Annotated in this window: 22 protein-coding genes and 1 pseudogene; 12 read left to right on the top strand and 11 right to left on the bottom strand. The window is 58.0% G+C overall.

All coding sequences use genetic code 11. The features are described 5' to 3' along the window. Nucleotides 1-47: 47 nt before the first annotated feature. Both mgtA and ACMGF9_RS08540 read right to left on the bottom strand, forming a co-directional pair. On the bottom strand, nucleotides 48-2,747 hold the full coding sequence (mgtA, locus tag ACMGF9_RS08545) for a magnesium-translocating P-type ATPase (protein WP_015378331.1): 2,700 nt from the start codon (nucleotides 2,745-2,747) through the stop codon (nucleotides 48-50). 244 nt (nucleotides 2,748-2,991) lie between these two features. Further along, complete coding sequence (locus ACMGF9_RS08540) at nucleotides 2,992-3,690, bottom strand: MgtC family protein (RefSeq protein ID WP_004935097.1); 699 nt, start codon at nucleotides 3,688-3,690, stop codon at nucleotides 2,992-2,994. A 435-nt stretch (nucleotides 3,691-4,125) separates the two neighbouring features. Here ACMGF9_RS08540 and ACMGF9_RS08535 point away from each other — a divergent pair, with 435 nt between their 5' ends. Further along, the gene (locus tag ACMGF9_RS08535) at nucleotides 4,126-4,287 is read left to right on the top strand and encodes a hypothetical protein (RefSeq protein ID WP_021505778.1); all 162 of its coding nucleotides are present in this window, start codon (nucleotides 4,126-4,128) and stop codon (nucleotides 4,285-4,287) included. 61 nt (nucleotides 4,288-4,348) lie between these two features. Further along, nucleotides 4,349-5,734, top strand: a complete 1,386-nt coding sequence (locus tag ACMGF9_RS08530) for a CoA transferase (protein WP_044030946.1) — start codon at nucleotides 4,349-4,351, stop codon at nucleotides 5,732-5,734. Here the strand turns inward: ACMGF9_RS08530 and ACMGF9_RS08525 are convergent. Beyond that, entirely contained in the window at nucleotides 5,731-6,606 is an 876-nt protein-coding gene (locus ACMGF9_RS08525; RefSeq protein ID WP_075684965.1) for a LysR substrate-binding domain-containing protein, read from the bottom strand. The genes ACMGF9_RS08530 and ACMGF9_RS08525 overlap by 4 nt on opposite strands. A gap of 101 nt (nucleotides 6,607-6,707) precedes the next feature. On the opposite strand from ACMGF9_RS08525, the gene ACMGF9_RS08520 reads away from it, so the two are divergent. After that, nucleotides 6,708-8,123 carry a pyridoxal phosphate-dependent decarboxylase family protein gene (locus ACMGF9_RS08520; protein WP_015378335.1) on the top strand — a complete coding sequence of 472 codons (1,416 nt, stop codon included), beginning with the start codon at nucleotides 6,708-6,710 and terminating at the stop codon, nucleotides 8,121-8,123. Nucleotides 8,124-8,136: 13 nt separating this feature from the next. On the opposite strand, the gene ACMGF9_RS08515 is transcribed toward ACMGF9_RS08520, so the two are convergent. After that, nucleotides 8,137-8,778, bottom strand: coding sequence for a GNAT family N-acetyltransferase (locus ACMGF9_RS08515; RefSeq protein ID WP_079007628.1), 642 nt, complete (start codon nucleotides 8,776-8,778; stop codon nucleotides 8,137-8,139). Nucleotides 8,779-9,574: 796 nt separating this feature from the next. Here ACMGF9_RS08515 and rcsA point away from each other — a divergent pair. Further along, a complete protein-coding gene (gene rcsA, locus ACMGF9_RS08510) occupies nucleotides 9,575-10,204 on the top strand; it encodes a transcriptional regulator RcsA (RefSeq protein ID WP_004935115.1) in 630 nt (209 codons plus the stop codon). Between the two features lie 217 nt (nucleotides 10,205-10,421). Here rcsA and dsrB read toward each other — a convergent pair whose 3' ends face one another. Together dsrB and cspE are read right to left on the bottom strand one after the other, a co-directional pair. Further along, the gene (gene dsrB, locus ACMGF9_RS08505) at nucleotides 10,422-10,622 is read right to left on the bottom strand and encodes a protein DsrB (protein WP_004935117.1); all 201 of its coding nucleotides are present in this window, start codon (nucleotides 10,620-10,622) and stop codon (nucleotides 10,422-10,424) included. Nucleotides 10,623-10,941: 319 nt separating this feature from the next. Continuing rightward, the gene (cspE, locus tag ACMGF9_RS08500; protein ID WP_004935122.1) at nucleotides 10,942-11,154 is read right to left on the bottom strand and encodes a transcription antiterminator/RNA stability regulator CspE; all 213 of its coding nucleotides are present in this window, start codon (nucleotides 11,152-11,154) and stop codon (nucleotides 10,942-10,944) included. Between the two features lie 377 nt (nucleotides 11,155-11,531). On the opposite strand from cspE, the gene ACMGF9_RS08495 reads away from it, so the two are divergent. From ACMGF9_RS08495 to ACMGF9_RS08485, 3 genes are all read left to right on the top strand, one after another. Then, entirely contained in the window at nucleotides 11,532-11,909 is a 378-nt protein-coding gene (locus ACMGF9_RS08495) for a hypothetical protein (protein ID WP_015378337.1), read from the top strand. 510 nt (nucleotides 11,910-12,419) lie between these two features. Continuing rightward, nucleotides 12,420-12,629, top strand: a complete 210-nt coding sequence (locus ACMGF9_RS08490; RefSeq protein WP_004935132.1) for a hypothetical protein — start codon at nucleotides 12,420-12,422, stop codon at nucleotides 12,627-12,629. Nucleotides 12,630-12,782: 153 nt separating this feature from the next. Next, nucleotides 12,783-13,790 carry an NAD(P)H-quinone oxidoreductase gene (locus ACMGF9_RS08485; protein WP_015378338.1) on the top strand — a complete coding sequence of 336 codons (1,008 nt, stop codon included), beginning with the start codon at nucleotides 12,783-12,785 and terminating at the stop codon, nucleotides 13,788-13,790. A gap of 44 nt (nucleotides 13,791-13,834) precedes the next feature. Here the strand turns inward: ACMGF9_RS08485 and ACMGF9_RS08480 are convergent. Beyond that, nucleotides 13,835-14,886, bottom strand: a pseudogene (locus ACMGF9_RS08480) (SDR family oxidoreductase). A gap of 110 nt (nucleotides 14,887-14,996) precedes the next feature. Between ACMGF9_RS08480 and ACMGF9_RS08475 the strand changes: the two are divergent. After that, a complete protein-coding gene (locus tag ACMGF9_RS08475) occupies nucleotides 14,997-15,929 on the top strand; it encodes a LysR family transcriptional regulator (RefSeq protein WP_021505785.1) in 933 nt (310 codons plus the stop codon). 3 nt (nucleotides 15,930-15,932) lie between these two features. Here the strand turns inward: ACMGF9_RS08475 and ACMGF9_RS08470 are convergent, their stop codons facing one another. From ACMGF9_RS08470 to ACMGF9_RS08460, 3 genes are all read right to left on the bottom strand, one after another. Next, nucleotides 15,933-16,325, bottom strand: a complete 393-nt coding sequence (locus tag ACMGF9_RS08470) for a YidB family protein (RefSeq protein ID WP_004935144.1) — start codon at nucleotides 16,323-16,325, stop codon at nucleotides 15,933-15,935. Nucleotides 16,326-16,420: 95 nt separating this feature from the next. Then, entirely contained in the window at nucleotides 16,421-16,669 is a 249-nt protein-coding gene (locus tag ACMGF9_RS08465; protein WP_004935146.1) for a GlsB/YeaQ/YmgE family stress response membrane protein, read from the bottom strand. Between the two features lie 14 nt (nucleotides 16,670-16,683). After that, on the bottom strand, nucleotides 16,684-16,881 hold the full coding sequence (locus tag ACMGF9_RS08460; RefSeq protein WP_004935148.1) for a glycine zipper domain-containing protein: 198 nt from the start codon (nucleotides 16,879-16,881) through the stop codon (nucleotides 16,684-16,686). 628 nt (nucleotides 16,882-17,509) lie between these two features. Between ACMGF9_RS08460 and ACMGF9_RS08455 the strand changes: the two genes are divergently transcribed. Both ACMGF9_RS08455 and yjdN read left to right on the top strand, forming a co-directional pair. Next, nucleotides 17,510-18,430: a Kdo(2)-lipid IV(A) acyltransferase gene (locus tag ACMGF9_RS08455; RefSeq protein WP_172574795.1), complete on the top strand. Its 921-nt coding sequence runs from the start codon at nucleotides 17,510-17,512 to the stop codon at nucleotides 18,428-18,430. 175 nt (nucleotides 18,431-18,605) lie between these two features. Further along, the gene (gene yjdN / locus ACMGF9_RS08450; RefSeq protein WP_021505787.1) at nucleotides 18,606-19,025 is read left to right on the top strand and encodes a VOC family metalloprotein YjdN; all 420 of its coding nucleotides are present in this window, start codon (nucleotides 18,606-18,608) and stop codon (nucleotides 19,023-19,025) included. Nucleotides 19,026-19,040: 15 nt separating this feature from the next. Here the strand turns inward: yjdN and ACMGF9_RS08445 are convergent, their stop codons facing one another. Continuing rightward, nucleotides 19,041-19,235 carry a hypothetical protein gene (locus ACMGF9_RS08445; RefSeq protein ID WP_015378344.1) on the bottom strand — a complete coding sequence of 65 codons (195 nt, stop codon included), beginning with the start codon at nucleotides 19,233-19,235 and terminating at the stop codon, nucleotides 19,041-19,043. 160 nt (nucleotides 19,236-19,395) lie between these two features. On the opposite strand from ACMGF9_RS08445, the gene ACMGF9_RS08440 reads away from it, so the two are divergent. Next, nucleotides 19,396-20,949 (top strand): sensor domain-containing diguanylate cyclase, encoded by a 1,554-nt coding sequence (locus ACMGF9_RS08440; protein ID WP_015378345.1) that lies wholly within the window; start codon nucleotides 19,396-19,398, stop codon nucleotides 20,947-20,949. A gap of 479 nt (nucleotides 20,950-21,428) precedes the next feature. After that, a complete protein-coding gene (locus tag ACMGF9_RS08435) occupies nucleotides 21,429-22,322 on the top strand; it encodes a Kdo hydroxylase family protein (protein WP_015378346.1) in 894 nt (297 codons plus the stop codon). The last annotated feature ends 34 nt before the right edge of the window (nucleotides 22,323-22,356 follow it).

Below are 22,356 nucleotides of genomic sequence, written 5' to 3'. Positions count from 1 at the left end.
GGTGCGGGGGCGACGAATTTCGCCCCCGAAGTGAACGCCGAGGCGGCTTACAGCCACTCGCCAAAGCGGCGGATATAGAAACGCTTCATCAACTGCGCGACCACGCAGTAGCTGACCAGCGTTGCGGCCAACCACGGGAAGTATTCCCACGGCAGCGGCTGCAGGCCAACCAGGGCGCCGAGCGGCGAGAACGGAATGTAGATGCCGAGCGCCATCACCAACCCGGTGGTCAGCAACACCGGCAGCGCCGCGGTGCTCTGAATGAACGGGATCTTCTGGGTGCGCAGCATATGCACCACCAGCGTTTGCGACAGCAGCCCCTCAATGAACCAGCCGGACTGGAACAGCGCCTGGTGTTCTACGCTGTTGGCGGCGAACACGTACCACATCAGCGCATAGGTCGTAATATCGAAGATCGACGAGGTCGGCCCAATCCACAGCATAAAGCGCCCGATGTTTTTGGAATCCCACTTGCGCGGCTTGCGCAGGAACTCTTTGTCCATCTTGTCCCACGGCAGCGACAGCTGGGAAATGTCGTACATCAGATTTTGAATCAACAGGTGGATCGCCAGCATCGGCAGGAACGGGATGAAGGCGCTGGCCACCAGCACCGAAAACACGTTGCCGAAGTTGGAGCTGGCGGTCATGTTCAGGTACTTGATGATATTACCGAAGGTCTCGCGCCCTTTGATCACCCCCTCTTCCAGCACCATCAGATTCTTTTCCAACAGGATGATGTCCGCCGACTCCTTGGCGATGTCGGTTCCGGTGTCGACCGAAATGCCGACGTCGGCATCGCGCAGCGCCGGCGCATCGTTGATGCCGTCGCCGAGGAAGCCGACGGTATGGCCGTTGCTCTGCAACATTTTCAGCACCCGCGATTTTTGCAGCGGCGTCAGCTTGGTGAAGACCGTGCGTTGTTCCACTTCGCGCGCCAACTCTTCGTCATCCATCTGTTCAATCTGCAGCCCGGAGAGCGGCTCGCCCGGCTCCAGCCCGACATCGCGGCAAATCTTGCAGGTGATCACCGGGTTGTCGCCGGTCAGCACCTTCACCGTCACGCCGTTTTCCTGCAGTGCGGCGATCGCCTGCTGCGCGCTCTCCTTCGGCGGATCGAGGAAAGTCAGCAGCCCTTGCACCACCATGTCGCGCTCGTCGGCCACGCTCAGCGGTTCGGCTGGGCGCTGCGCATCCAGCTCGCGCGTCGCCAGCACCAGCACGCGGAAACCGTCTTCGTTATACTCGCGGGCCAGCGCCTGCAGCGCCGCACGGCGCGCGTCGTCCAGTTCCAGCGTTTTGTCGCCTTCGCGCACGTGGGTGGCGATCTCGAGCATCTCCTCTACCGCGCCCTTACAGATCAGCTGCTGCTTGCCATTTTCGTCCGCCACCACGATCGACAAACGGCGGCGCACGAAATCGAACGGCAGCTCATCCACCTTGCTGAAACGGCCCAGGGCTTCGATCCCCGGTTTGCCGCGCCCGAAACGGATCACCGCCTGGTCCATCAGGTTCTTCATGCCGCTCTGATGGAAGCTGTTCAGCCAGGCCAGGTGCAACACCTCGTTATCCCTGGCGCCAGTGACGTCGATGTGGTGCTCGAGAATGATGCGATCCTGGGTCAGGGTGCCGGTCTTGTCGGTGCAGAGCACGTCCATGGCGCCGAAGTTCTGAATGGCGTTCAGGCGCTTCACCACCACCTTGCGGCGCGACATGGCGATCGCCCCTTTCGCCAGGTTGGAGCTGACGATCATCGGCAGCATTTCCGGCGTCAGGCCGACCGCCACCGCCAGTGCGAACAGCGCCGCCTCGCTCCAGTCGCCCTTGGTGAAGCCGTTGATCAGCAACACCACCGGCACCATCACCAGCATGAAGCGAATCAGCAGCCAGCTGACGCTGTTCACCCCGCGATCGAACGCGGTTTGCGCCCGCGAACCGACGATCGACTTGGCCAGCGAGCCGAAGTAAGTGCGCCCGCCGGTCGCCACCACCACCGCCGTAGCGGTACCGCTGGCGACGTTGGTGCCCATCAGGCAGATGTTGGACAGCTCAAGCAGCGCGTTCTCGCTGGACACTTCCCCTTCGCTCGACTTCTGCGCCACGTTGCCCATCGCATCGTATTTCTCGATCGGGATCGCTTCGCCGGTCAAAATCGCCTGGCTGATGAACAGATCGCGCGAGGCGATAAGACGCACGTCGGCCGGCACCATGTCACCGGCGGAGAGCTGAATGATATCCCCCGGCACCAGTTCGCGGATTGGCACTTCCAGCGTCAGCGGATGCGCGCTGTAGCTGCTGCGGCGCAGCACCGTAGCGGTGGTGCGCACCATCGACTTCAACGCTTCCGCCGCTTTGTTGGTGCGGTATTCCTGCCAAAACCGCAGCAGCCCGCTCAACGTGACCATGGTCAGGATGATGATGACGCCGGTGAGTTCAGTTTCTTCACCGCTCTGGAGCGGCAGCCAATAATCGGTAAAGAAACTGATCGCAGCCAGCACCATCAGCACGAAGATAAACGGGTTGTTAAAGGCCTTGATCAACTGAATCAAGGCATGCGGTGCCTTGTCGTGGGCGACCTGGTTGGCGCCGAACTGCTCCAGCCGCTCATCGGCATCGTCCTGGGTCAAGCCGTTGCGGTTGCACTTCAGGTTCGCCAGCGTTTGGGCGATGCTGTTGGTCGCCTCTTGCGCAATGGCGTAGGTCACCGCGTCTTTATCACGGCGACGCATTCTTTCATTAATCTGAGTCATAACGCTATTCTCTTATTTTCGTTCTGCGCACAGGGAGATCCCGCCCGATAAACAGGTGACTCTGCGCAGAGTGGAATTTTTTAATTAGCGTGACTGAATAGCGTGATTACCCTGTCAGCCACGCAAGAATCATTTCCCTTCCGGGGTCATCGTCCATAACGCCTCCTTAATGTTCCGCGTTATTCAAGGCACTCATGAATAAAACCGAACATATAATAAAGTTAATCAATATTTATATTATTACTCAGACCGGTAATTCGGACGCGACGCGCCAACGCACGGCACTCACGCTTTTTTCCAGACTGACGCGGCAAACAATGCCCTCAATTTCTTTTTGCGCGGCCGGCGTAGCGGTAATTTCCGCGCACACTTCCAATTGCCCCGGGCTGGCAATATCGGCGCTGCGCAAGGATTGCAGCCGCAAGGCGACGCCGTTCAGCGCCTGCAGAATCAGGGTGCGCACCAGAATTTCATCCTGCTCGCCGCAGGTCACCTGAATGCGATAGCACAGTTCCAGATCGGTCGCCTGCTGGTGCGGCTGCAGGTTGATGCGCTGCGCGGCCTCGCGCAGCAGGATATTGGCGCACAGGATCACCAGCGTGGCGACCACCGCATCCCAATGCTGGCCCAGGCCACACAGGACGCCGATCCCCGCCGAACACCACAGCGTGGCGGCGGTGTTGAGGCCGCGAATGTTCAGCCCTTCACGCATGATTACGCCGGCGCCGAGGAAGCCGATACCCGAGACGATCTGCGCGGCCACCCGGCCGGCGCTGGCCGGATCGGTGGACATGGAGCTGAGAATGAAGACCGCCGCACCGGTCGCCACCAGCGCATTGGTGCGCAGGCCGGCCATGCGTTGGCGCCACTGGCGCTCGGCGCCAATCACCGCGCCCAGGCACATCGCCAGCAATAAATTTAAAACGAAAGGAGTCATAGCCATGACTTTCCCCTTAATTAATCACAGGAGATAAAATCATGTGCTGTTTAGCACACGCGAAAACGCGCTGAAAATAAATCAGCGAATCAGCGTGTCATGCCTGGAGGGAAAAGGCTGTGGCTGCAGAATACCATAATAACGTCCAACTCAATTCGCCTGAAGCCACCTGGCATCAGGAAACGTTTTCTTATTCGGGTATGCACAGCTCAGAAATAACTGGAGAGGGGTGCTGCCCGCCGATAACGGCAAGCAACAAATCAGAAGAGAATTGGTCAGCTTGCCTTATTTATTTTATTACAACTACAACTGTCCAATTGGGTTTCTCCACCGAAATTTTGGCTGAGTATAGTGACGTCGGGTAATGAAGTAAAGGCTAATTTATTAAACGAAAAATAAACTGGAATACCCGCAATGATATTTCGATGTCACAAATAGAAGATGGCGACATTGGGCGCCGACGCCGCCTTCCGGCCGCTGCATCAGGCCCTGTGGGACAAAGCGCTGACCGCCAACTTCAGCGCGCAGCCATTCGCCGGCGTAGCGGCCCGCAGCCTGCGCGCCAAACTGGCCGATAGCCGCACGTTCGACGTTGCGCCTTAGCAAGGTCGCCGGCGGTGGGCTACGCTAGGCTATATTTCCGACGACCCGCAAGGAGTGGCCGATGACGCCTCTGATCCACACTCTGCTCGACGAAATTTGGCAAAGCCTGGGGCAGCGCCCCGCCCCCGCCGACCGGCTAACCGTAAGCGGCACCGGCGCATTGCCTTCGGCTTTTCCCGTAACCGAATTGGCTACCGCCGCCTGGAGCGCCGCCGGTTTGGCCTGCGCCGAGTTGCTTCGCCGCGAGGCAGCCGACGCGCCGCAGGTCTGGGTCGATCAACGCCTGGCCTCGCTCTGGTTCGGCTGGACGCTGCGTCCGCTGGGGTGGACGCTGCCTGCGGCCTGGGACGCGCTGGCCGGCGACTATGCGACGACGGATGGCTGGATACGCCTGCATACCAATGCGCCGCACCATCGGCGAGCGGTGGAGCAGGTGCTGGGTTCGGCATCGGATAAAGGCACGCTGGCGGAACGCGTGCTGGGCTGGAAAAAAAGCGAGCTGGAGGAAGCGGTGATCGAAGCCGGCGGCTGTGCGGCCCAAATGCGCTCGGCGGCCGCGTGGCGACAACATATTCAGGGCAAAAGCGTAGCGCTCGAACCGCTGATCCACGCCTCGCTGCAGCCGGAAGCGCCACCGCCGGGCTGGGCGCTACCCATCGCCCGGCCGCTGCACGGCGTACGGGTGCTGGATCTGACGCGCATTCTCGCCGGGCCGATCGCCACGCGTTTTCTTGCCGGTTTGGGTGCCGACGTGCTGCGCATCGATCCCTACGGTTGGGATGAGCCCGGCGTTGAACACGAAGTCATGCTGGGCAAGCGCAGCGCGCGCCTCAACCTGACCAATGCGCACGATCGCCATACGTTTGAACATCTGCTGAGAAACACCGACGTGATCGTGCACGGCTACCGTGCCGGTGCGCTGGAGAAATTGGGTTATGGCGCGGAGGAAAGGCGCGCGCTGGCGCCGGGCCTGATAGACGTCTGCCTGAATGCCTACGGTTGGAGCGGGCCGTGGCGCACCCGGCGCGGTTTCGACAGCCTGGTACAGATGAGCTGCGGGTTGGCGGAGGCGGGCATGGTTTGGCGCAGCGCCAGTTTGCCGGTGCCGTTGCCGGTACAGGCTCTGGATCACGCCACCGGCTATTTGATGGCGGCGGCGGTGCTGACCGGTATGGCGCAGCGCCTGAGCCGCGGCACCGGCTACCACGCGCGGCTGTCGCTGGCGCGCACGGCGCAGCTGCTGCTGGCGCATCCCTGTTCGGCAGATTATCGGCCGGAACCGCTGGCGCCGGCCGGCCCCGCCGACGAGAACCCGGAAACGGAATTGACTTACTGGGGGGCCGCGCAACGCCTGCGCGCCCCGTTAAGCCTGCAGGGCACGGCGCTGCAATGGGCGCTGCCGGCGACTACGCTCGGCACCTCGCAACCGGAATGGCTACGCCGCTAAATCGCCGCCAACTGTTGCTGCAGCCACTGCAGCAAGCGGGTGACCGCCGGCGTCAGCCCGGCGGTCTGCGGCCACACCAGATAAACGTCGTCATCGCTCAGGCGACAGGGCGCGGCCAACGCCACCAGTCTCCCGGCGTCGAGGGCATCCTGCACCAGCAGCTTTTTCGCCAGCGCGATGCCAAACCCTTGCTCCGCCGCGCGAATCAACAATCCGGCATCGTTGAACAACGCCTGTTGCCGCCCGCACAGCGAGCGCCCTTGCGCATTGAACCAATCGCGCCAGGGACTGACGTCGTGCTCGAGCAACGGAATATCGCCACCGTTCTCGAACGCCGCCCCCCATTCTCGCGCCATATCCGGCGAAGCGACCGGCAGCACGTCACCCGACGCGATGCGCTGCGCCTGCAGCCCCGCCCATTGACCGCTGCCGATGCGGATCGCCGCATCGAACCCTCGCTGCGACAGATCCTGCAGCGCCAGCGACGCATCGATATCCAGCGCAATATCGGCGCAGGCCTCATGAAAAGCAGGCAGACGCGGCAACAGCCAATAATGGGCAAAAGACGGCAACACGCTGATGCGCAGCGTCTGGCTTGTCGCCGCACGCCGGGCGCGGGCGACGCCCTGCTGCAGCGCCTGCAGCGCCGGTTCCACCGCCGCCAGCATCTCTTTCCCGGCCGCATTCAGGCGCACGCCGCGCCCGCGCCGTTCAAACAGCGGATAGCCGACCGCCTGCTCCAGCAACTGAATTTGCTGGCTGACCGCACCGTGCGTCAAATGCACCTGCTGCGCCGTGGCGCGCAAATTTTCCAACCTGGCGGCGATCGCAAAGGTCGGCAAGACATGCAGGGGAATGCGTTCATTCATCATTGGTTAACCAGGCTATCCAAAAAGGTTATTTTTCATCGATTTTGACCGGCAGGCAAATGTTCTATGTTTACCCCATCATCCCTGACGCTTTCGGAGCCGCCATGCACCCACGTTTACAACAAGACCTCGCACAGTTTCCGCAGATCCTCGACCACACTCGCCAGTTGGCGGAAGATTTTCTGACCGGGCTGCAGCAACGCTCGGTCTGCCCACCGCGCGATCAACAGCAGCTGCATCCGGGAGACGATCGGCTGGCGGAAAACGGCGAAGGCGCCCTGGCGGCGCTGGATAACTTTTGGCAACGCTATCAGGCCGGCATTTCCGCCAGCGCTGGCCCGCGTTATTTCGGCTTCGTCACCGGCGGCGGCACCCCGGCGGCGGTCGCAGCGGACTGGCTGGTTAGCGTGACAGACCAAAATAGCTTGCTCAGCCATGATACCATCGCAGCCACGATCGAGCTGGCGGCCGTGACGCAGTTGAAATCCCTGCTGGGCCTGCCGGAAACGTTCAGCGGCAGCCTGGTCAGCGGCGCGACCATGGCCAATTTCACCGGGCTGGCCATTGGCCGGCAGTGGCTGGGACAACAGCACGGCGTGGATATCGCCCAACAGGGCCTGGCGGCGCTGGGTTCCATCCGGGTATTGTCGGCCAATCCACATTCCAGCAGCGTGAAGGCGCTCAGCATGCTCGGTATCGGCCGCGAGGCGCTGACGACCGTCGCCAGCCTGCCGGACTCGGAAGCCATGGATATGGAAGCACTGGAACGGCAGCTCGCCGCCGGCGCCGGCCAGCCAACGTTGGTGCTGGCCAGCGCCGGTACGGTCAACACCGTCGCGTTCGACGATCTGCCGCGTCTGCTGACGTTGCGGGAGCGTTATCCGTTTTGGCTGCATGTCGATGCGGCATTTGGCGGCGTGGCGGCATGCTCACCGCTATACGCTCCAAGGCTTGAGGGTTGGCAGCATGCCGATTCCATCACTGTCGACGCACACAAGTGGCTGAACGTGCCTTATGACAGCGCGATCCAATTTACCCGCCATTTGGATCTGCAAATGCAGGTATTTCAGAACCATTCGGCCTATCTGGAAGCACCGACATTGCGGCCAGACAACTATCTGCATCTGACGCCGGAGAATTCGCGCCGCTTCCGCGCCCTGCCGCTCTGGCTGACGCTGAAAGCCTATGGCCGCAGCGGCATACGGGATATCGTCGAGCGCAACGTCCGATTGGCGCAGGCGCTGGGGGCGGCGCTGGCAGCCGATGACGGTTTCCAGCTGCTGGCGCCGGTGAATTTGAACGTGGTCTGCTTCGCACTCAGCCATCCACAGGGCGACAGCGAGGCGGCGCGCGATCGTTTTCTCGAGCGCCTGAGCCGGCACGGCGTGGTGTGCTGCACCCCTACGCGTTATAACGGTCAGCCGGGGATCCGCGCCGCACTGGTCAACTGGATGACGGAGGAACAGGACATCCGGCTGGCGTTGGACTCGTTGCGCCATTGCCTGGCGGAAACGGCCTAACGCGCGCGGCGTATTACCCGAGTTGGAAGGCCTGCAAACGCCGTTCTTGCCGCCCGTCATCGCCGATATTATCCGGCGACAGCCAGGCGGCAAACGCCGCGCGCCGCGCCGGCCATTCCCCGTCGACGATCGACAGCCAGTCGGTGTCGCGCGTGCGTCCTTTGACGACGACGGCCTGGCGGAAGGTGCCTTCATAGCGGAAACCCAAGCGCTCGGCGGCCTGGCGTGAAGGAAGATTGAGGCTATCGCATTTCCATTCGCAGCGCCGGTAGCCAAGATCGTCGAACAGATGCCGCAGCATCAGGAAAATCGCCTCGCTGCCCAGCGCGCTGCGCTTCATCAGCGGCGACCAGTTGATGGTGCCCAGTTCGGCCACGCCGTTGGCAGGATCGATGCGCAAAAAAGCGCAGCTTCCCACCGCACGCCCGTTTGACTGATCGATCACTACCATCGTGTTTCTGTCAGCGCTGGACGCCTGAGCCTGAAGATAACGCTGGAAATCTGCGCGCGACTGCGGCCGCTCCCAAAACAGATAAGTCCAGTCGCGATCGTCCTCGGCGGATTGATAAGCCTGATAAAGCGCCTCCCCCCAGCGCTCGAGGTTAAGCGGTTCGAGGCGGCAAAACCGCCCTTGCAGTGGCGAGTGCCCGGGCATGCCTGCCGGCTGCCAATGAGGGAGGGCTTCGCCTATCGGCTGCCCATACTGATTCCGTCTCACCGCGACATCCTGTTTTTGAAAGGTGGAGAGGCAAGTTAAAACCAACGCGGGCCAGAGACAACTCCGACCTGCCATTCCTCCCCTGCGGATCGGGCAGCAGGATGATAGTTTAGAGAAATCACTCAATCACCGTTAAACATTCACGAAAATTATTTCATTTAAAATAAATATCCAGATAACTCATTGTAAAACGGTGATTTATAGCAACAAATAAGCTACACATTCCGGCCATAATGTTAACTTTCGTTTGCCGTTATGATAAAAAAAGAAGTGCTAATCATTAGCATGGAAAGCATGAAATCAACACAACTTAATGATTTTTAAACAAAAAAATAAAATAACCTCAGAGAGGGTATTTTTTAATCACTCAAAAAATGCGCTGAAAGACTTCAAAAAAACGACACATGAATTTTTTTTAAGACTTTTCCTAGCAAACTAAAATTTTGTTTCGTGACATGATGAACAGATTCGCGGCAAGCAATGCCGGCAGGCGCGGGCGCCAAGCGCAGATCAGGCTCAACATGCCGAAGCTGGACGAGCAGCAGATCGCTCTGACTTAAGCCAAACTTATAGATTCATGCAATTAATAAGTTTAGTATGAAAATATCATTGAGTGACGCCGTGTTTATTGATAGAACACTCGCTACACTGAATTATTGCTCCATTTTGCCTTTCGGCTTTTTAGGCTTTTTTCATATTACCGCAGTAAAACGGATTTAAGTGGGGGTGCGATATGCCAACGATTATCATGGATTCATGCAGCTATACCAGATTGGGGTTAACCGACTATCTGACTTCGCATGGCGTGAAGAAGCGCCATATTAATGCCATCGAGGACATTGACAGCCTGCATGAAAAATGCAGCAAGTTGAATCCGAGCCTGGTGTTTATTAACGAGGACTGCTTCATCCACGAAGCAAACGCCACCGAGCGAATAAAACGGGTGATTTCACTGCACCCGGATACGTTATTCTTCATCTTCATGGCCATTACCAACGTACATTTCGACGATTATTTATATGTTCGCAAGAACGTCATCATATCGTCAAAATCCATCAAACCAGAGACTATGAATCAGCTACTTAGCCACTATCTCGAGAGAACGTCCCTCCGTACGGAGAAATCCTCTCTGGATCAAACGCCGGTAACGCTGAGCCAGACTGAATCAAACATGTTACGCATGTGGATGTCCGGTCAAGGCACCATCCAGATATCAGACCAGATGCAAATAAAGGCCAAAACGGTCTCTTCCCACAAGGGAAACATCAAGCGGAAAATAAAAACGCACAACAAGCAGATCATTTATCACGTTGTTCGTTTGACCGATACATTGACCAGTGGAATATTCGTCAATAGCCGCTGAACCACAGAGAACGCCCCCGCTCTGTTTTACCAGCCGTTAAATACCCGATGATAATGTCATCTGGATAGCAGCCGCTGGAACCACAAAAAAATACCTGTTGCGTTATCCCCCGCTAGCGCAACGGGTATTTTTTTGCCGTCGATAAAAAAAATCTTACCGCAATGAAATAATCTCAAAATGGACAATTTCATTAGCAAATTAATGAGATTAGCCTAAGTTACTGCCCGTGCTCGCGACAGGGCTCCACAAACGTGCCGTCACGGCTGTCGATCTCATTAAAAAACCATACGCCCGCCGGGTAGTCGTCAAGAGAAACCAGGTACATGGTGCCTTCGTTGAACACCTCTACGGCCAGAATGACGCCTTCACGCCGCGGGCCGCCGTCTGTTTTTACCGTCACTCGATCGTTAACTTGCATACCCTTCTCCCTTATTTACGATTGCCGTCAGTGTATTACAAAACCGGAGGCGATGGACACCGCTCCAGCCCTGCCGGCCTCTGCTATCAGCGTAGCAGCCGCCTGGATTTTCACTTTCTTAACGGTTTGGCCGCAGAATCTTAAGCCGGCCTCGCGTAGCCTGTCTTCAGGCGTTTCCCCCCAGAGAAGCGCTCGCAAATGAAGAAGTAACAAGGAACTTTTGCCCGCAGACTTGCGGGCTTTTTTTTGCGCGCTGCCAAATTGCAGGCATAAAAAAACCCGCCGCAGCGGGTTCTTTTCAATCAGCGGGAAACGCCAATTAGATAGCGGTAACGTTAGCCGCAGATGGACCTTTCGCACCGTTCTCGATAGAGAACTGTACGTTCTGGCCTTCAGCCAGGGTCTTGAAGCCTTGATCCTGGATAGCAGAGAAGTGTACGAATACGTCTTTGCTGCCGTCTGCTGGGGTGATGAAACCAAAACCTTTAGCTTCGTTGAACCACTTCACTTGACCTTTGATCATGTTAGACATGTCTAATTTCCTTCAATAATAAATGTAAGCCGCCATGGGCGAGGTAGCCGGTCATCAGTTACTTATGGAGGCACTGGAAAGGAAATTCGTCAGAGAAGGGCTATCCGGGATAACGCTTTAAATTTGAACTACTTTACTCAAAATGTCGTGCATAAATAGGTCTGTACCACAGGCCGACATCATTAACTCATGAGCGAGCGGCAATAGCAACCTTTTTCGCCGCGATGGGACGCTAATCTCGGCTAAACGCACAGGATTTGACCCTGTCTGCCGATAGGGCCGCCGCCTGGCTCGCCCGTAACGCCCAAGGCAAATGATAGTAATTCTCGTTCTGCTGTTTTATAGTTGCCTGACGAAATCATTCAGGGAGATTCACCATGCCGAGATGGCTTACATTACCGGCTGTCAGTGCCGCCGCCCTGCTGGCCTTTGCCGCTTACAGCGCTCCGCAGAGTGCACTGGAGCTCAATTATCAAGCCCCCGACCCCAGCATGATTCCCGCGCCCAAGCCGCCTGCCCCCTCAGGGCCGGCCCCCAAAACGGGAAAACCGCCGATTGCCTGGACAGAGGCGAGAGATAAAAGCGGTTTTCGCGTCGATATTGAGTGCGATCATCCTGGCTGCAGCAAACCGCGCGCCAAACCTTATCCCGCGTATGAAGGCCCGGTGAAGAAAACCGATCGCCGCCGCCAGTCTGATCCCTATTCCACCAATAAGGATCCCGATTACAACATTCAGTTGGGGTATGAGTGGTAGTGGCGCTTTCGGAGTAATGCCTATATCAGCCTCCTTTGCCGCTGCATAGAATATGCCTCAGTTCACCACTCCTCCTGGTGTTGAACACAACAAGCTGTGTTGCAAATCTTTATGCGCCTCCCTATAGGCGCTTTTTTTTTGCCTATCCCTCAAAGCGTCTTCCGATTACAGATTGCTCTCATTGCCCCACAAAGTGATGAATGTCACAAATACGCCTCCTTGCCATTCTTATTCGGAGGTAACGTTCATGGCCACAGGATCCCTTGCCCTCCTGGCCGTCTTGGCCGGCATTGCGGGCTTCGCCCTCTACAAGCATTTAAAATCTCAGAAAAAAAGCACACTCGTCCGCCCGCACGATCGGTAACCGACAACGCGCTTTCACCGCGAAGGCCCGGCACATCGCGCGCCGCGCCTTCGCGGGCTGTCATGCTTTCATCACAAAATTGTCACATTATGGCCATATGATGATTCGCGTTTATCCGCTCTGGCTTAACACCAAGGATTTCGCCCATGACCATAATTAAAGCTGCAAACCATCAGGAAGCAGAAAAACTCATCCGCGCCGGCACCGCCAAGAAAATCGAACTGGCTTACGATATCGGCAGCGACGACTTCTTCCAGCTTGCCAGCCTGTGGTGCGATAAAGGCGCCAAAATCTCCAAAGGAAAAGAACACTTCATCGTCTCGTTAAAAGGGTTCCGCATCCCGCCTAACGATTAATGCCCTGCCGCCCATCGCGGCGGCTTCGCCTCTTCCTCGCAAAACCGCTCTATTCAACCACGCGCGCCTCATTCGATTTCGCTAAGCTAACAGCAGACTTTATTGCGGACGTTTCGCCTGATAACCACGTCCGCCACGATGAGGAGAGTAACCATGTCAACAAATGCAGCGCTGCCCGGCACGATGAAAGCGATTGAAATCAGCGAACCGGGCGCTCCCGACGTTCTGGTCGTTACCGAACGCCCGGTGCCCGCTCCGCAAGCGGGCGAACTGCTGGTGAAAATCGCCGCCGCCGGCGTTAACCGCCCCGACGTGCTACAGCGCCAGGGGAACTATGCGCCGCCGCCAGGCGCCTCGGATATCCCCGGCCTGGAAATTGCCGGCGAAGTGGTGGCCATCGGTGAAGGCGTGACCCACTTCGCGCTCGGCGATCGGGTTTGCGCCCTTATCGCCGGCGGTGGCTATGCGGAATACTGCACCGTGCATGAAAGCAATGCGTTGCCGGTGCCGGCGGGGCTGAGCCTGACCGAGGCCGCCGCGCTGCCGGAAACCTTCTTTACCGTCTGGGTCAACGTGTTCCAGCGCGGTCATCTCAAAGCCGGCGAAACCGTGTTGATCCATGGCGGCACCTCCGGTATCGGCACGGTCGCCACCATGCTGGCGAAGGCCTTCTGCGCCCAGGTGATCACCACCGTCGGCTCCGAAGAGAAACGTCAGGCCAGCCTGGCGCTGGGCGCCGACGTGGCGATTAATTACCGCAGCGAAGACTTTGTCGCACGCACCAAAGACGCCACCAACGGTAAAGGCGCCGACGTCATCGTCGACCTGATCGCCGGCGATTATGTCGCCAAAAACTATCAGGCCGCAGCGATGGAAGGCCGCATCGTGCAAATCGGCACGCAAAACGGCGTGGTGAAAGAGCTCAATCTGATGCCGCTGCTGTTGAAACGTCTGACCCATACCGGGTCGACGCTACGCTCGCGCAGCGTGGCGGACAAAGCGCAGATTGCCGCCGATCTGCGCGAAAAGGTTTGGCCGCTGCTGGAGCGTGGCGTGCTGAAACCGCAAATTTTTAAAACCTTCCCGCTTGAGCAAGCCGCCGCCGCGCATACGCTGATGGAGTCCAGCGAGCACATCGGCAAGATCATGCTGACGTTCTGAGCCCATTCCCCGCGGCCGGTGCTGCGGGGAAACCAATGCCACGTTCAGGGAATGATGCCGCGGCGGCGGAACTCATCGAACAGTGAGAAAAACATGACTTCGGTTTCGACAAACTGGTGGAAACCGAAGCGCCGCGCCTTGCTGCCATCCGCGAACATGTCATAGTCCCAGGAAAAGACGAAATCGGCGAAACGCCAGCCGGCCACCGCGCGATAGTCCGGTTCGGCCAATTGGTGCCGCTGCGCCAGCTCCCGCCACAGCGACGCTTTGTCCGTCATCATGATCTCCAGCGACATCGGCAGCGGCGGCGCGCATTCCAGCCCAAAGTAAGCGGCGATTTTCGGCCACATCTCGCTCCAGCGAAACAGATCGCCGTTGTTGATATTAAACGCCTGATTGGCCGCCGCAGGTTCGGTCGCCGCCCACAGCGTGGCGCGCGCCAACAGCCCGGCGTCGGTCATTTCCAGCAGGCTGTGGTAAGCGCCCGGTTTACCCGGGAAGCGCAACGGCAGCCCGAGCGCTTTGCTGATCGACGCGTAAACCGCGATGCTTAACGCCAGATTCATCGGGTTGCCGAGGGAGAAGCCCCCCACCACGCTTGGACGGATGGCGCTCCAACGCCAGCGTTTGCCGGCCTGCCGCTGCGCCAGATACTGCTGCTGCGCCACGTTAAACTCCGGCGGCATATGCCCGGCATCGCTTTCGCGCGCCGGCGTTTTAAACGGCCCCAAATGCGCGCCATACACCTTATAACCCTGCATCAAACTGATGTGCTCCAACGCCGGCGCGATCGGCTCCAGCCCTTCGACAACGTGTTGCAACATCTGCAGGTTCGGCGCCACCAGCCCCGCCCAGTCCGGCGCATCCTGATAGGCGGCATAGAAAACGTGACTAATCGCGCTCAGCGGCCGCAGCGCGTCGCGCGTCGCCGCCGCATCCAGCAGATCAACCTGAAGGTGGCGCCCCCCCGGCGCCGATTGTCCCCCCGGCGCGAGACGCCCACCACTTGCCAGCCCTGACCGGTCAGCTCCTCAATCAATCGGCGCCCAATCACGCCATTGGCGCCGATCACCAATGCCTGTCGCTTTGTATCCATCTTGCCACTCCTCAGGTTGTCGATACCCTGAGTGTCATTGATTAGTAATACTTGCGGTAGAAGAGACCTTCCACTAACACTTATAAGAAAAATCTATAGGCAAGATCGACATGGATAAGCTGAACGCAATGAAAACCTTTATGCGGGTGGCGGAGCTGGGCAGCCTCTCGGCCGCCGCTCGCGATCTGCGTTTGACGCAGCCGGCGGTCAGTCAGCAAATCGCCGGTCTGGAGCAGCAACTGGGGGCACAACTGCTGTTTCGCAGCACCCGGGCGGTCACCCTGACCGATGCCGGCAGCAGTTATTATCAGCGCCTCAAACCGATTCTGGCGGCGGTCGACGAAGCGGAAGAAGCGCTGCACGGCCAGCACCACCAGCTACAGGGCAATCTGCGCATTCATGCCCCGACCGGGTTCGGGCAGTTGCACGTCACGCCGCTGGCCATCGCTTTCCAGCAACGTCATCCGAACCTCGCCATCGAGCTGCTGCTGGACGATCGTCGCGCCGACGTGATCGGCGAAGGCATCGACATGGCGCTGCGTTTCGGTGAACTGCATGCGCCCGGCATGGTGGCTAAACGTTTGGGCGAGCTGCAACGCCTGCTGGTGGCGTCACCGGCCTACCTGGCCAAGTATGGCGCTCCACGTTCGCCGGCGGAGCTGGCTAAACATGCGCACATTCGTTACAGCGGTTTGAACGACGGCGATACGCTCACTCTGTTCGGGCCGCACGGCCCCGAGATGGTCGCTCTGCGGCCCACGTTCCGCGCCAACAATACGCTATCGCTGCTGGCCGCCATTGAGGCTGGAGCCGGTATCGGCGGCGCCCAACGGCCTTTAATCGCCCAGCAGCTGGCGACGGGGGCGCTGGTGCCCGTTTTGCCGGAATACCGCTACCCGCCCATGGCGCTGCACGCGGTCTATCCCGCTTTACGTTTTATTCCGGAGAAAGTGCGCGCCTGGGTGGCGCATCTGCAGCAGGCGTTGACGGCGATCGAGGGAATTAGCGGAGTGAATGCTCCCGGCCAGACGCCGGGAGCCTAATCATTATTTGAACAGTTTACCGACCATATCGCCCAGCTCGTTGCTGTCTTGCTGCACTTCACCGTTTGGTGAGGCGGCATCCGCGACCGTTGGCAAGAACTGTGCAATGGTGCTGGACGCCTGTGCAGGATCGATGCCCAGCTTTTCAGCCAGTTGGTTGATGGCGTCGCTACCCAACGCCTGCTGCACATGGTCGCCGGTAATCGGCTGATTTTCGCCATTGCCGAGCCAGGAACCGACGATATCGCCGAACTGCCCCTGACGGAACTTGTCCAAAATGGCCTGCAGGCCGCCTTGTTGCTCGACCCACTGCATAATGGCGATGTAGTCGATACCTTTACCACCGTTGGCGCCGCCGCCCAGAATGTTACCCAATACGCTATCGAACAGACCCATGATATTCCCCTTTCAGCGGGTACGGCCCGCGCCGCACCGCCGGATTGATTTCACGAAAAAGGGCCGCCGCGGCGACCCTGTTGAGCAACGGCTGCTTAGCCTTTGATCTTCCTGTAGACAAAAAGCACCACCAGGGCACCGATGACCGCCACCACAAAGCTGCCCAGGTTAAAACCGTCAACGCGGCCCATACCGAAGAAGGTGCTGATATAGCCGCCGACGACGGCGCCCACGATCCCCAATATAACGGTCACAATAAAGCCGCCGCCGTCTTTGCCCGGCATAATCCACTTGGCCAGGATACCGGCGATTAAACCAAAAATGATCCAGGAAATGATGCCCATCTTTACTCTCCCTATTACCTTTTGCCTAACAGAAATCCTATTACCAGGCCCACGACGGCGCCGGCGCCTATCCCCGCCCAAGGGTTATCCTTGAGGCAGGCACATGATTGCTCGAGCGCTGCTTTTACACCGCTGCTCACTTCGCAGGCGGTGGTTTTCACGTAGTCGCTCGGTTGCTCAACACCGTTTAGATCGTCATTTTCATATGACATGTCAAATCCTTACAGACCAACCCTCTGAGAATTTCGTCACATGTTTCGCGCCAGGCGCCGTCCGCTCCGCGATCTTGCTCTGGGCAATCTGCCCGCTGCCGCTCAATGCGGAGGCTTCCGGCGGCAAACGCACAACTTCACACTATGACTATAGTAAAAAATCAGCGGTTTACCTATTTCCGTCCGTCTGAATTTCACCATACAAAAAACGATCTGATTTCATCCCGCTGTCATCTTGCAAGGCTAAACTTTAAACATATCCTCCGGGAGGAAACGCCGATGTTCAATGCACCTTTTGTCCTGATCCTCGCGCTACTGTACGCACTGGCCGCCGCTTGGGACGGTTCCGTAGCGTTACTGTTTCATTAAGGTTACATAGCCGTTGTCACTTTTGCGATGCGCTTAATTGTGTCTTTATTTTTCAATTTCGCCAGCCGATTGAAATAGCGGAAAACATCCCCTCCTCCCTCGGTAAAAATCCTATTTCGCTTCGTTTTTCGCCTGCGTTTAAATAAAGCGTAAAAAAAGCATTAATGGAAAATTCTGTTTAGCACAAAATATTCTATCATCTTCCTCATGACAATTTGGGTTAAGGTCCCATTGGCAAAGAAAAGGAATGACAGAAAAAATGCTTTATAACCAACGCTTTGAGCGCGAATTCTTGCGCCCTCGTTATTGGTTGTTGTGGATAGGACTGGGAATACTCTATCTCTTGGTATTACTGCCCTACCCGCTCATTTATCGGCTCGGACACGGCCTTGGCAGAATAGCCATGCGCTTAATGAAACGCCGGGTAAAAATAGCGCGCCGCAATTTAGAACTCTGTTTCCCCGCAATGCCCACCGCCGAGCGCGAGGCGCTGATCGTCAAAAATTTTGAGTCCGTCGGCATGGGCCTGTTCGAAGTCGGCATGGCCTGGTTCTGGCCCGACTGGCGCATCGCCCGCTGGTTCAAGGTGAGCGGCATGGAAAACATGCGGCTGGCGCGTCAGGACGGCAAAGGCGTTCTGCTGATCGGTCTGCATTTCCTGACGCTGGAACTGGGCGCGCGCATTTTCGGCATGCAAAACCCCGGCATCGGTGTGCATCGCCCGCACAACAACAAGCTGATGGAATGGGTACAGACCCGCGGCCGGCTGCGCTCGAATAAATTCATGATCGATCGTAAAGATATCAAAGGCATGATCCGCAACCTGAAACAGGGCGAAATCCTGTGGTATGCGCCGGATCACGATTATGGGGCGCAAAGTAGCGTATTCACACCGTTCTTCGCCGTGGAAAATGCCGCCACGACCACCGGCACCTTTATCCTGGCGCGCATGGGGCGGCCGTCGATCGTGCCTTTCGTGCCGCGCCGCCTGCCAAATGCTCAGGGCTATGAGCTGATCGTGCAGCCGCCGTTGACGGACTTCCCGCTGGATGATGAAACGCGCGCGGCGGCCAAGATGAACCGCGTGGTGGAAGAACAGGTGCTGCTGGCCCCCGACCAATACATGTGGCTGCACCGCCGCTTTAAAACCCGCCCACCCGGCGAACCGTCGCTGTATTGACCCCACGCGCCTTTGCCCGTCACACCGCCGGCGAAGGCGCGCTCACCTCGCACAAGCATTCTGCGCCAGGGGAACTACACTAGTAAGTCACCGACGGCAATTATTGCCGCCAGCAATCATTTCGTCCGCCCGAGAGTCGGTCGTTGCCTGTCGGGCCATAATCGAGGTCAATGTCATGCTGGTACAACCCTATCTGTTTTTCAGCGGTAACTGTGAGCAAGCGATTAACTTCTACGTACAGCAGTTGAATGCCAAAGTTGAAATGGTCATGCGCTTTAAAGACATGCCCGAAGAAGCCCGGCAAGGCGGATCGCAGGACGTCAATCCGGAAGCGATCATGCATGCGCGCCTGCTGATCGGCGAAGGCGTGCTGATGGCCTCCGACGGCTGTCCGCAGGATGACAGCGGCGGTGCTTCTCACAAAGGTTTCTCGCTGTCGCTGAACCCCAGCGATGCGGAACAAGGACGCAAACTGTTCGACAATCTGGCGCAGGGCGGCCAGGTGACGATGCCTTACCAAGCCACCTTCTGGGCCAAAGGTTTTGGCATGCTGACCGACAAATTCGGCGTCAACTGGATGATCAACGTCGAATAACCCCGCATGGCGCCGCTAGCCATAGCGGTGCCAGTCATACGCCGCCTTGGCGAACAGCACGAACAGCAGCGCCAACAGCACCAATCCCAACCGCCAATAGGGCGACCGGCGGCGGCGCCAGGCGAAGTACATCATCACCGCCAGCGTTCCCAGCGTAAGGGGGTAATACACCGCCAGCGTCAGTAAAGCGATAATGATGTAATCAGACATGGCTCTTTCACTCCGAGGTGTTCACACCGCCGCTGATGCGGGCAGCGATCGACCTTTCGCCTTATCGCCTCGTTAAAGGCTAGAGGTCTGGCGCATTTATGCATAAAATATAAGATTGCTCTTAACTCAAACTGAATAGTAATCAAACAACAAGGGTGACATGACTCAGCAGCAACCCATACAGGATGCCGTGCCGGCGCGCAGCGTTAAAAGCTCCCCATTATTATTTCAGGCCGGCGTGTTTGTCATCATCGTTGCCGCCACTCTGATCCTCTTTAACAGCTGGCAAATCTGGAACGCACACCAGCGCGATCTGCGCAGCGCCGAGCATGAATCCGCCAACCTCGCCCGCTCGCTGGCGCAGCATGCCGACGATACTTTCATGCAGGTGGACGGCAATCTGCTCGATCTGACCGAACGTCTCCAGAACGACGGACTGGGGCCATCGCAATTGACCCGGCTGCAGCGGGTGATGCAAACCCAGGTCGGCAACCTGCCGCAGCTGCATGGGCTGTTTCTCTACGATGCGCGCGGCCGCTGGCTGGCGACCTCCTCGGGCAAGTTCATCAAGAACGCCAACAACGCCGATCGCGAGTACTTCATATACCATCAAAACCGCGACGACGGCGGCCTGTACATCGGCAAGGTGATCCGCAGCCGCACCACCGGCGATCTGATCATTCCCGTTTCGCGGCGTTTCAACAACCCGGACGGCAGCTTTGGCGGCGTGGTGCTGGCGACGCTGTACATCGATTATTTCCGCCAGTTTTACGATAGCTTCGCCCTCAACACCGACGCCTCACTGAACCTGCTGCTGGCGGACGGCACCATCCTTTACCGCCGCCCTTACTCGGCGGCGTCGATCGGTAAAAACATCGCCAAGGGTGTGCTGTTCAGCGAAATTTTGCCGCATTCGGAATTCGGTAACGCCACCATCACCTCGCTGTACGACAAAGTAGAGCGCATCTACGGCTATTCGCGGGTCAACCGCTTTCCGCTGGTGATCGCCGCCGGGCTGTCGAAACGCGACGCGTTGGCGGACTGGCGCACCGACGCCGGCCTGTTCGCCGTCGGCGGCCTCTCGCTGCTGATGATCCTGTTGGCGATGGGCATGGTGCTGCTGCGGCAAATCAAGCACAGCATGCAAACCGAAGCCGAGCTGATGCGCACCCGCGATCAGCTGACCAGCATCAACCAGATGCTCGAAGAGTTGGCGCTGCTGGACGGCCTGACCGGGCTGGCCAACCGCCGCCAGTTTGATATCGCGCTGAAGAACGAGCTGGCACGGGCTTCGCGCAACTACCGCAGCGTGGCGCTGCTGATGCTGGATATCGACTATTTCAAACAGTACAACGACAGCTATGGCCACGTCGCCGGTGACCAATGCCTGCAGCAGATCGGCCAAACGCTCAAAGGGTTGGCGTGCCGCAGCAACGACGTTCTGGCGCGTTACGGTGGCGAAGAGATGGGAATTATCCTGCCGGATACCGACGTCCAGGGCGCACTGATTTTCGCCGAACGCGTCATCAACGCGGTGCGCGATCTGAAAATTCCGCATCAGGGTAATCCGCACGGCATCGTCACCATCAGCATCGGTATCTGCGCCAAAGTACCGCATATGTATAACGATACGCCGATCAGCTTTATCAATGAGGCGGACAGTGCGTTGTATCAGGCCAAGAAAAAAGGCAAAAATTGCATTTACGGCGCTTAATCATCAATCGGGCCACCAAATTTTGGCGGCCCGATTTATTACCAACCAAAATGAAATAATTCCTCTCCGCAACATTATTTTCCCGGGTTACCCTGCGCTCTGAATAAAATAACGCCAATAATAAGCATAATATTTATTTCCATTAAAATTCAACAAGATAAAAAATCGCCCTTCCACAGACAATTCGTGCCATTTTTGATTATTCGTGCCTACGCGCAGCCCCGTTTAGCCCTCGTTTACTTTTCATTGGTATTGCCGGTGATATCCTTATCAGGACTATTCTCTATATCAGGAAGCCATCGCACGCTTCGGCGCACTGCGCCCTGCTGATACATCCATAATAGAACCCACAAATTTCACGTTGCAATTGAGCGGCCTGTTGACGCCGCTCCAGCCAGCCACTGCGCAAGCCAGTGCAGCCAATCACGCGGCAACCTGAAAGACGGGAATAAAGCGATATAGATTTGCGAGGAGATCTCATGCCTACTGGCGATATTATGCGTGAACAGGCCGTCCTGACGCTGCCGTTGCGACAATGGGCGGCAGCGGAAGCATCCAGCGCGGTCAGCGAACTGGAACAGGGCAAGGTACTGTTTCTGCCCGAACTGGCCTTCCCCCTGTCTGAACAGGAAATGCCGCTGCTGGATCCGACGTTGGTCGATCCGAAGCGCAAAAACATCAGCTATCAGCCGCTGTCCGGCAAACTGAGCGGCGTCGCCGTTGCGGAACGCCGGCAACAGGTTCAGCAACTGCTGGAGCGCTATTATCAATCTTGCCGCCAGCTGATCGCCGGGCTGTTGCCCGAGTATCAGGAGGCGCTGCACCACCCGACCGGCAGCCTGCGTTTGCACCCGGTTTCCGCCTGGCGGGCGACCAGTTCCTGGCGCAAAGACGACAGCCGCCTGCACGTTGACGCTTTCCCGTCGCGCCCGAACTACGGCGAACGCATTCTGCGCATTTTCACCAACATCAACCCGCACGGCGAGCATCGCCAATGGCGCGTCGGCGAGCCGTTCCCTGAGCTGGCGGCACGCTTTATGCCGCGCCTCGCACGCTACTCCGCCCTCAGCAGCTGGCTGCAGCATCAGGTGCGCATCACCAAGACCCGCCGCAGCCATTATGACCACCTGATGCTGCAGTTGCATGACGCCATGAAGGCCGACGGCGATTATCAGCAACGGGGTCCGCAGCTGGCGCTGGAATTCCCACCGGGCAGCAGCTGGATTTGCTTCTCGGATCAAACGCCGCACGCCGCAATGGGCGGCCAGTTTATGCTGGAACAGACCTTCCTGTTGCCGGTGAACAAGATGCAGGATCCGCAGCGTTCGCCGCTGAAAGTGCTGGAACAGCTGCGCGGGCAGCCGCTGATCTGAATGGCTCGCCGCCGCCGGGATGCCGGCGGCGGCG

The sequence above is a fragment of the Serratia sp. BNK-23 genome (assembly GCF_047456145.1).
In the GTDB taxonomy this organism is placed as follows: Bacteria; Pseudomonadota; Gammaproteobacteria; order Enterobacterales; family Enterobacteriaceae; genus Serratia; species Serratia nematodiphila.
This window is presented reverse-complemented; position numbering and strand designations above follow the sequence as displayed.

Coding starts and splice junctions, on each gene's coding strand:
- mgtA (WP_015378331.1), bottom strand. CDS start 2,747: ATGACTCAGATTAATGAAAGAATGCGTCGCCGTGATAAAGACGCGGTG.
- ACMGF9_RS08540 (WP_004935097.1), bottom strand. CDS start 3,690: ATGGCTATGACTCCTTTCGTTTTAAATTTATTGCTGGCGATGTGCCTG.
- ACMGF9_RS08535 (WP_021505778.1), top strand. CDS start 4,126: ATGGCGACATTGGGCGCCGACGCCGCCTTCCGGCCGCTGCATCAGGCC.
- ACMGF9_RS08530 (WP_044030946.1), top strand. CDS start 4,349: ATGACGCCTCTGATCCACACTCTGCTCGACGAAATTTGGCAAAGCCTG.
- ACMGF9_RS08525 (WP_075684965.1), bottom strand. CDS start 6,606: ATGATGAATGAACGCATTCCCCTGCATGTCTTGCCGACCTTTGCGATC.
- ACMGF9_RS08520 (WP_015378335.1), top strand. CDS start 6,708: ATGCACCCACGTTTACAACAAGACCTCGCACAGTTTCCGCAGATCCTC.
- ACMGF9_RS08515 (WP_079007628.1), bottom strand. CDS start 8,778: ATGCCCGGGCACTCGCCACTGCAAGGGCGGTTTTGCCGCCTCGAACCG.
- rcsA (WP_004935115.1), top strand. CDS start 9,575: ATGCCAACGATTATCATGGATTCATGCAGCTATACCAGATTGGGGTTA.
- dsrB (WP_004935117.1), bottom strand. CDS start 10,622: ATGCAAGTTAACGATCGAGTGACGGTAAAAACAGACGGCGGCCCGCGG.
- cspE (WP_004935122.1), bottom strand. CDS start 11,154: ATGTCTAACATGATCAAAGGTCAAGTGAAGTGGTTCAACGAAGCTAAA.
- ACMGF9_RS08495 (WP_015378337.1), top strand. CDS start 11,532: ATGCCGAGATGGCTTACATTACCGGCTGTCAGTGCCGCCGCCCTGCTG.
- ACMGF9_RS08490 (WP_004935132.1), top strand. CDS start 12,420: ATGACCATAATTAAAGCTGCAAACCATCAGGAAGCAGAAAAACTCATC.
- ACMGF9_RS08485 (WP_015378338.1), top strand. CDS start 12,783: ATGTCAACAAATGCAGCGCTGCCCGGCACGATGAAAGCGATTGAAATC.
- ACMGF9_RS08475 (WP_021505785.1), top strand. CDS start 14,997: ATGGATAAGCTGAACGCAATGAAAACCTTTATGCGGGTGGCGGAGCTG.
- ACMGF9_RS08470 (WP_004935144.1), bottom strand. CDS start 16,325: ATGGGTCTGTTCGATAGCGTATTGGGTAACATTCTGGGCGGCGGCGCC.
- ACMGF9_RS08465 (WP_004935146.1), bottom strand. CDS start 16,669: ATGGGCATCATTTCCTGGATCATTTTTGGTTTAATCGCCGGTATCCTG.
- ACMGF9_RS08460 (WP_004935148.1), bottom strand. CDS start 16,881: ATGTCATATGAAAATGACGATCTAAACGGTGTTGAGCAACCGAGCGAC.
- ACMGF9_RS08455 (WP_172574795.1), top strand. CDS start 17,510: ATGCTTTATAACCAACGCTTTGAGCGCGAATTCTTGCGCCCTCGTTAT.
- yjdN (WP_021505787.1), top strand. CDS start 18,606: ATGCTGGTACAACCCTATCTGTTTTTCAGCGGTAACTGTGAGCAAGCG.
- ACMGF9_RS08445 (WP_015378344.1), bottom strand. CDS start 19,235: ATGTCTGATTACATCATTATCGCTTTACTGACGCTGGCGGTGTATTAC.
- ACMGF9_RS08440 (WP_015378345.1), top strand. CDS start 19,396: ATGACTCAGCAGCAACCCATACAGGATGCCGTGCCGGCGCGCAGCGTT.
- ACMGF9_RS08435 (WP_015378346.1), top strand. CDS start 21,429: ATGCCTACTGGCGATATTATGCGTGAACAGGCCGTCCTGACGCTGCCG.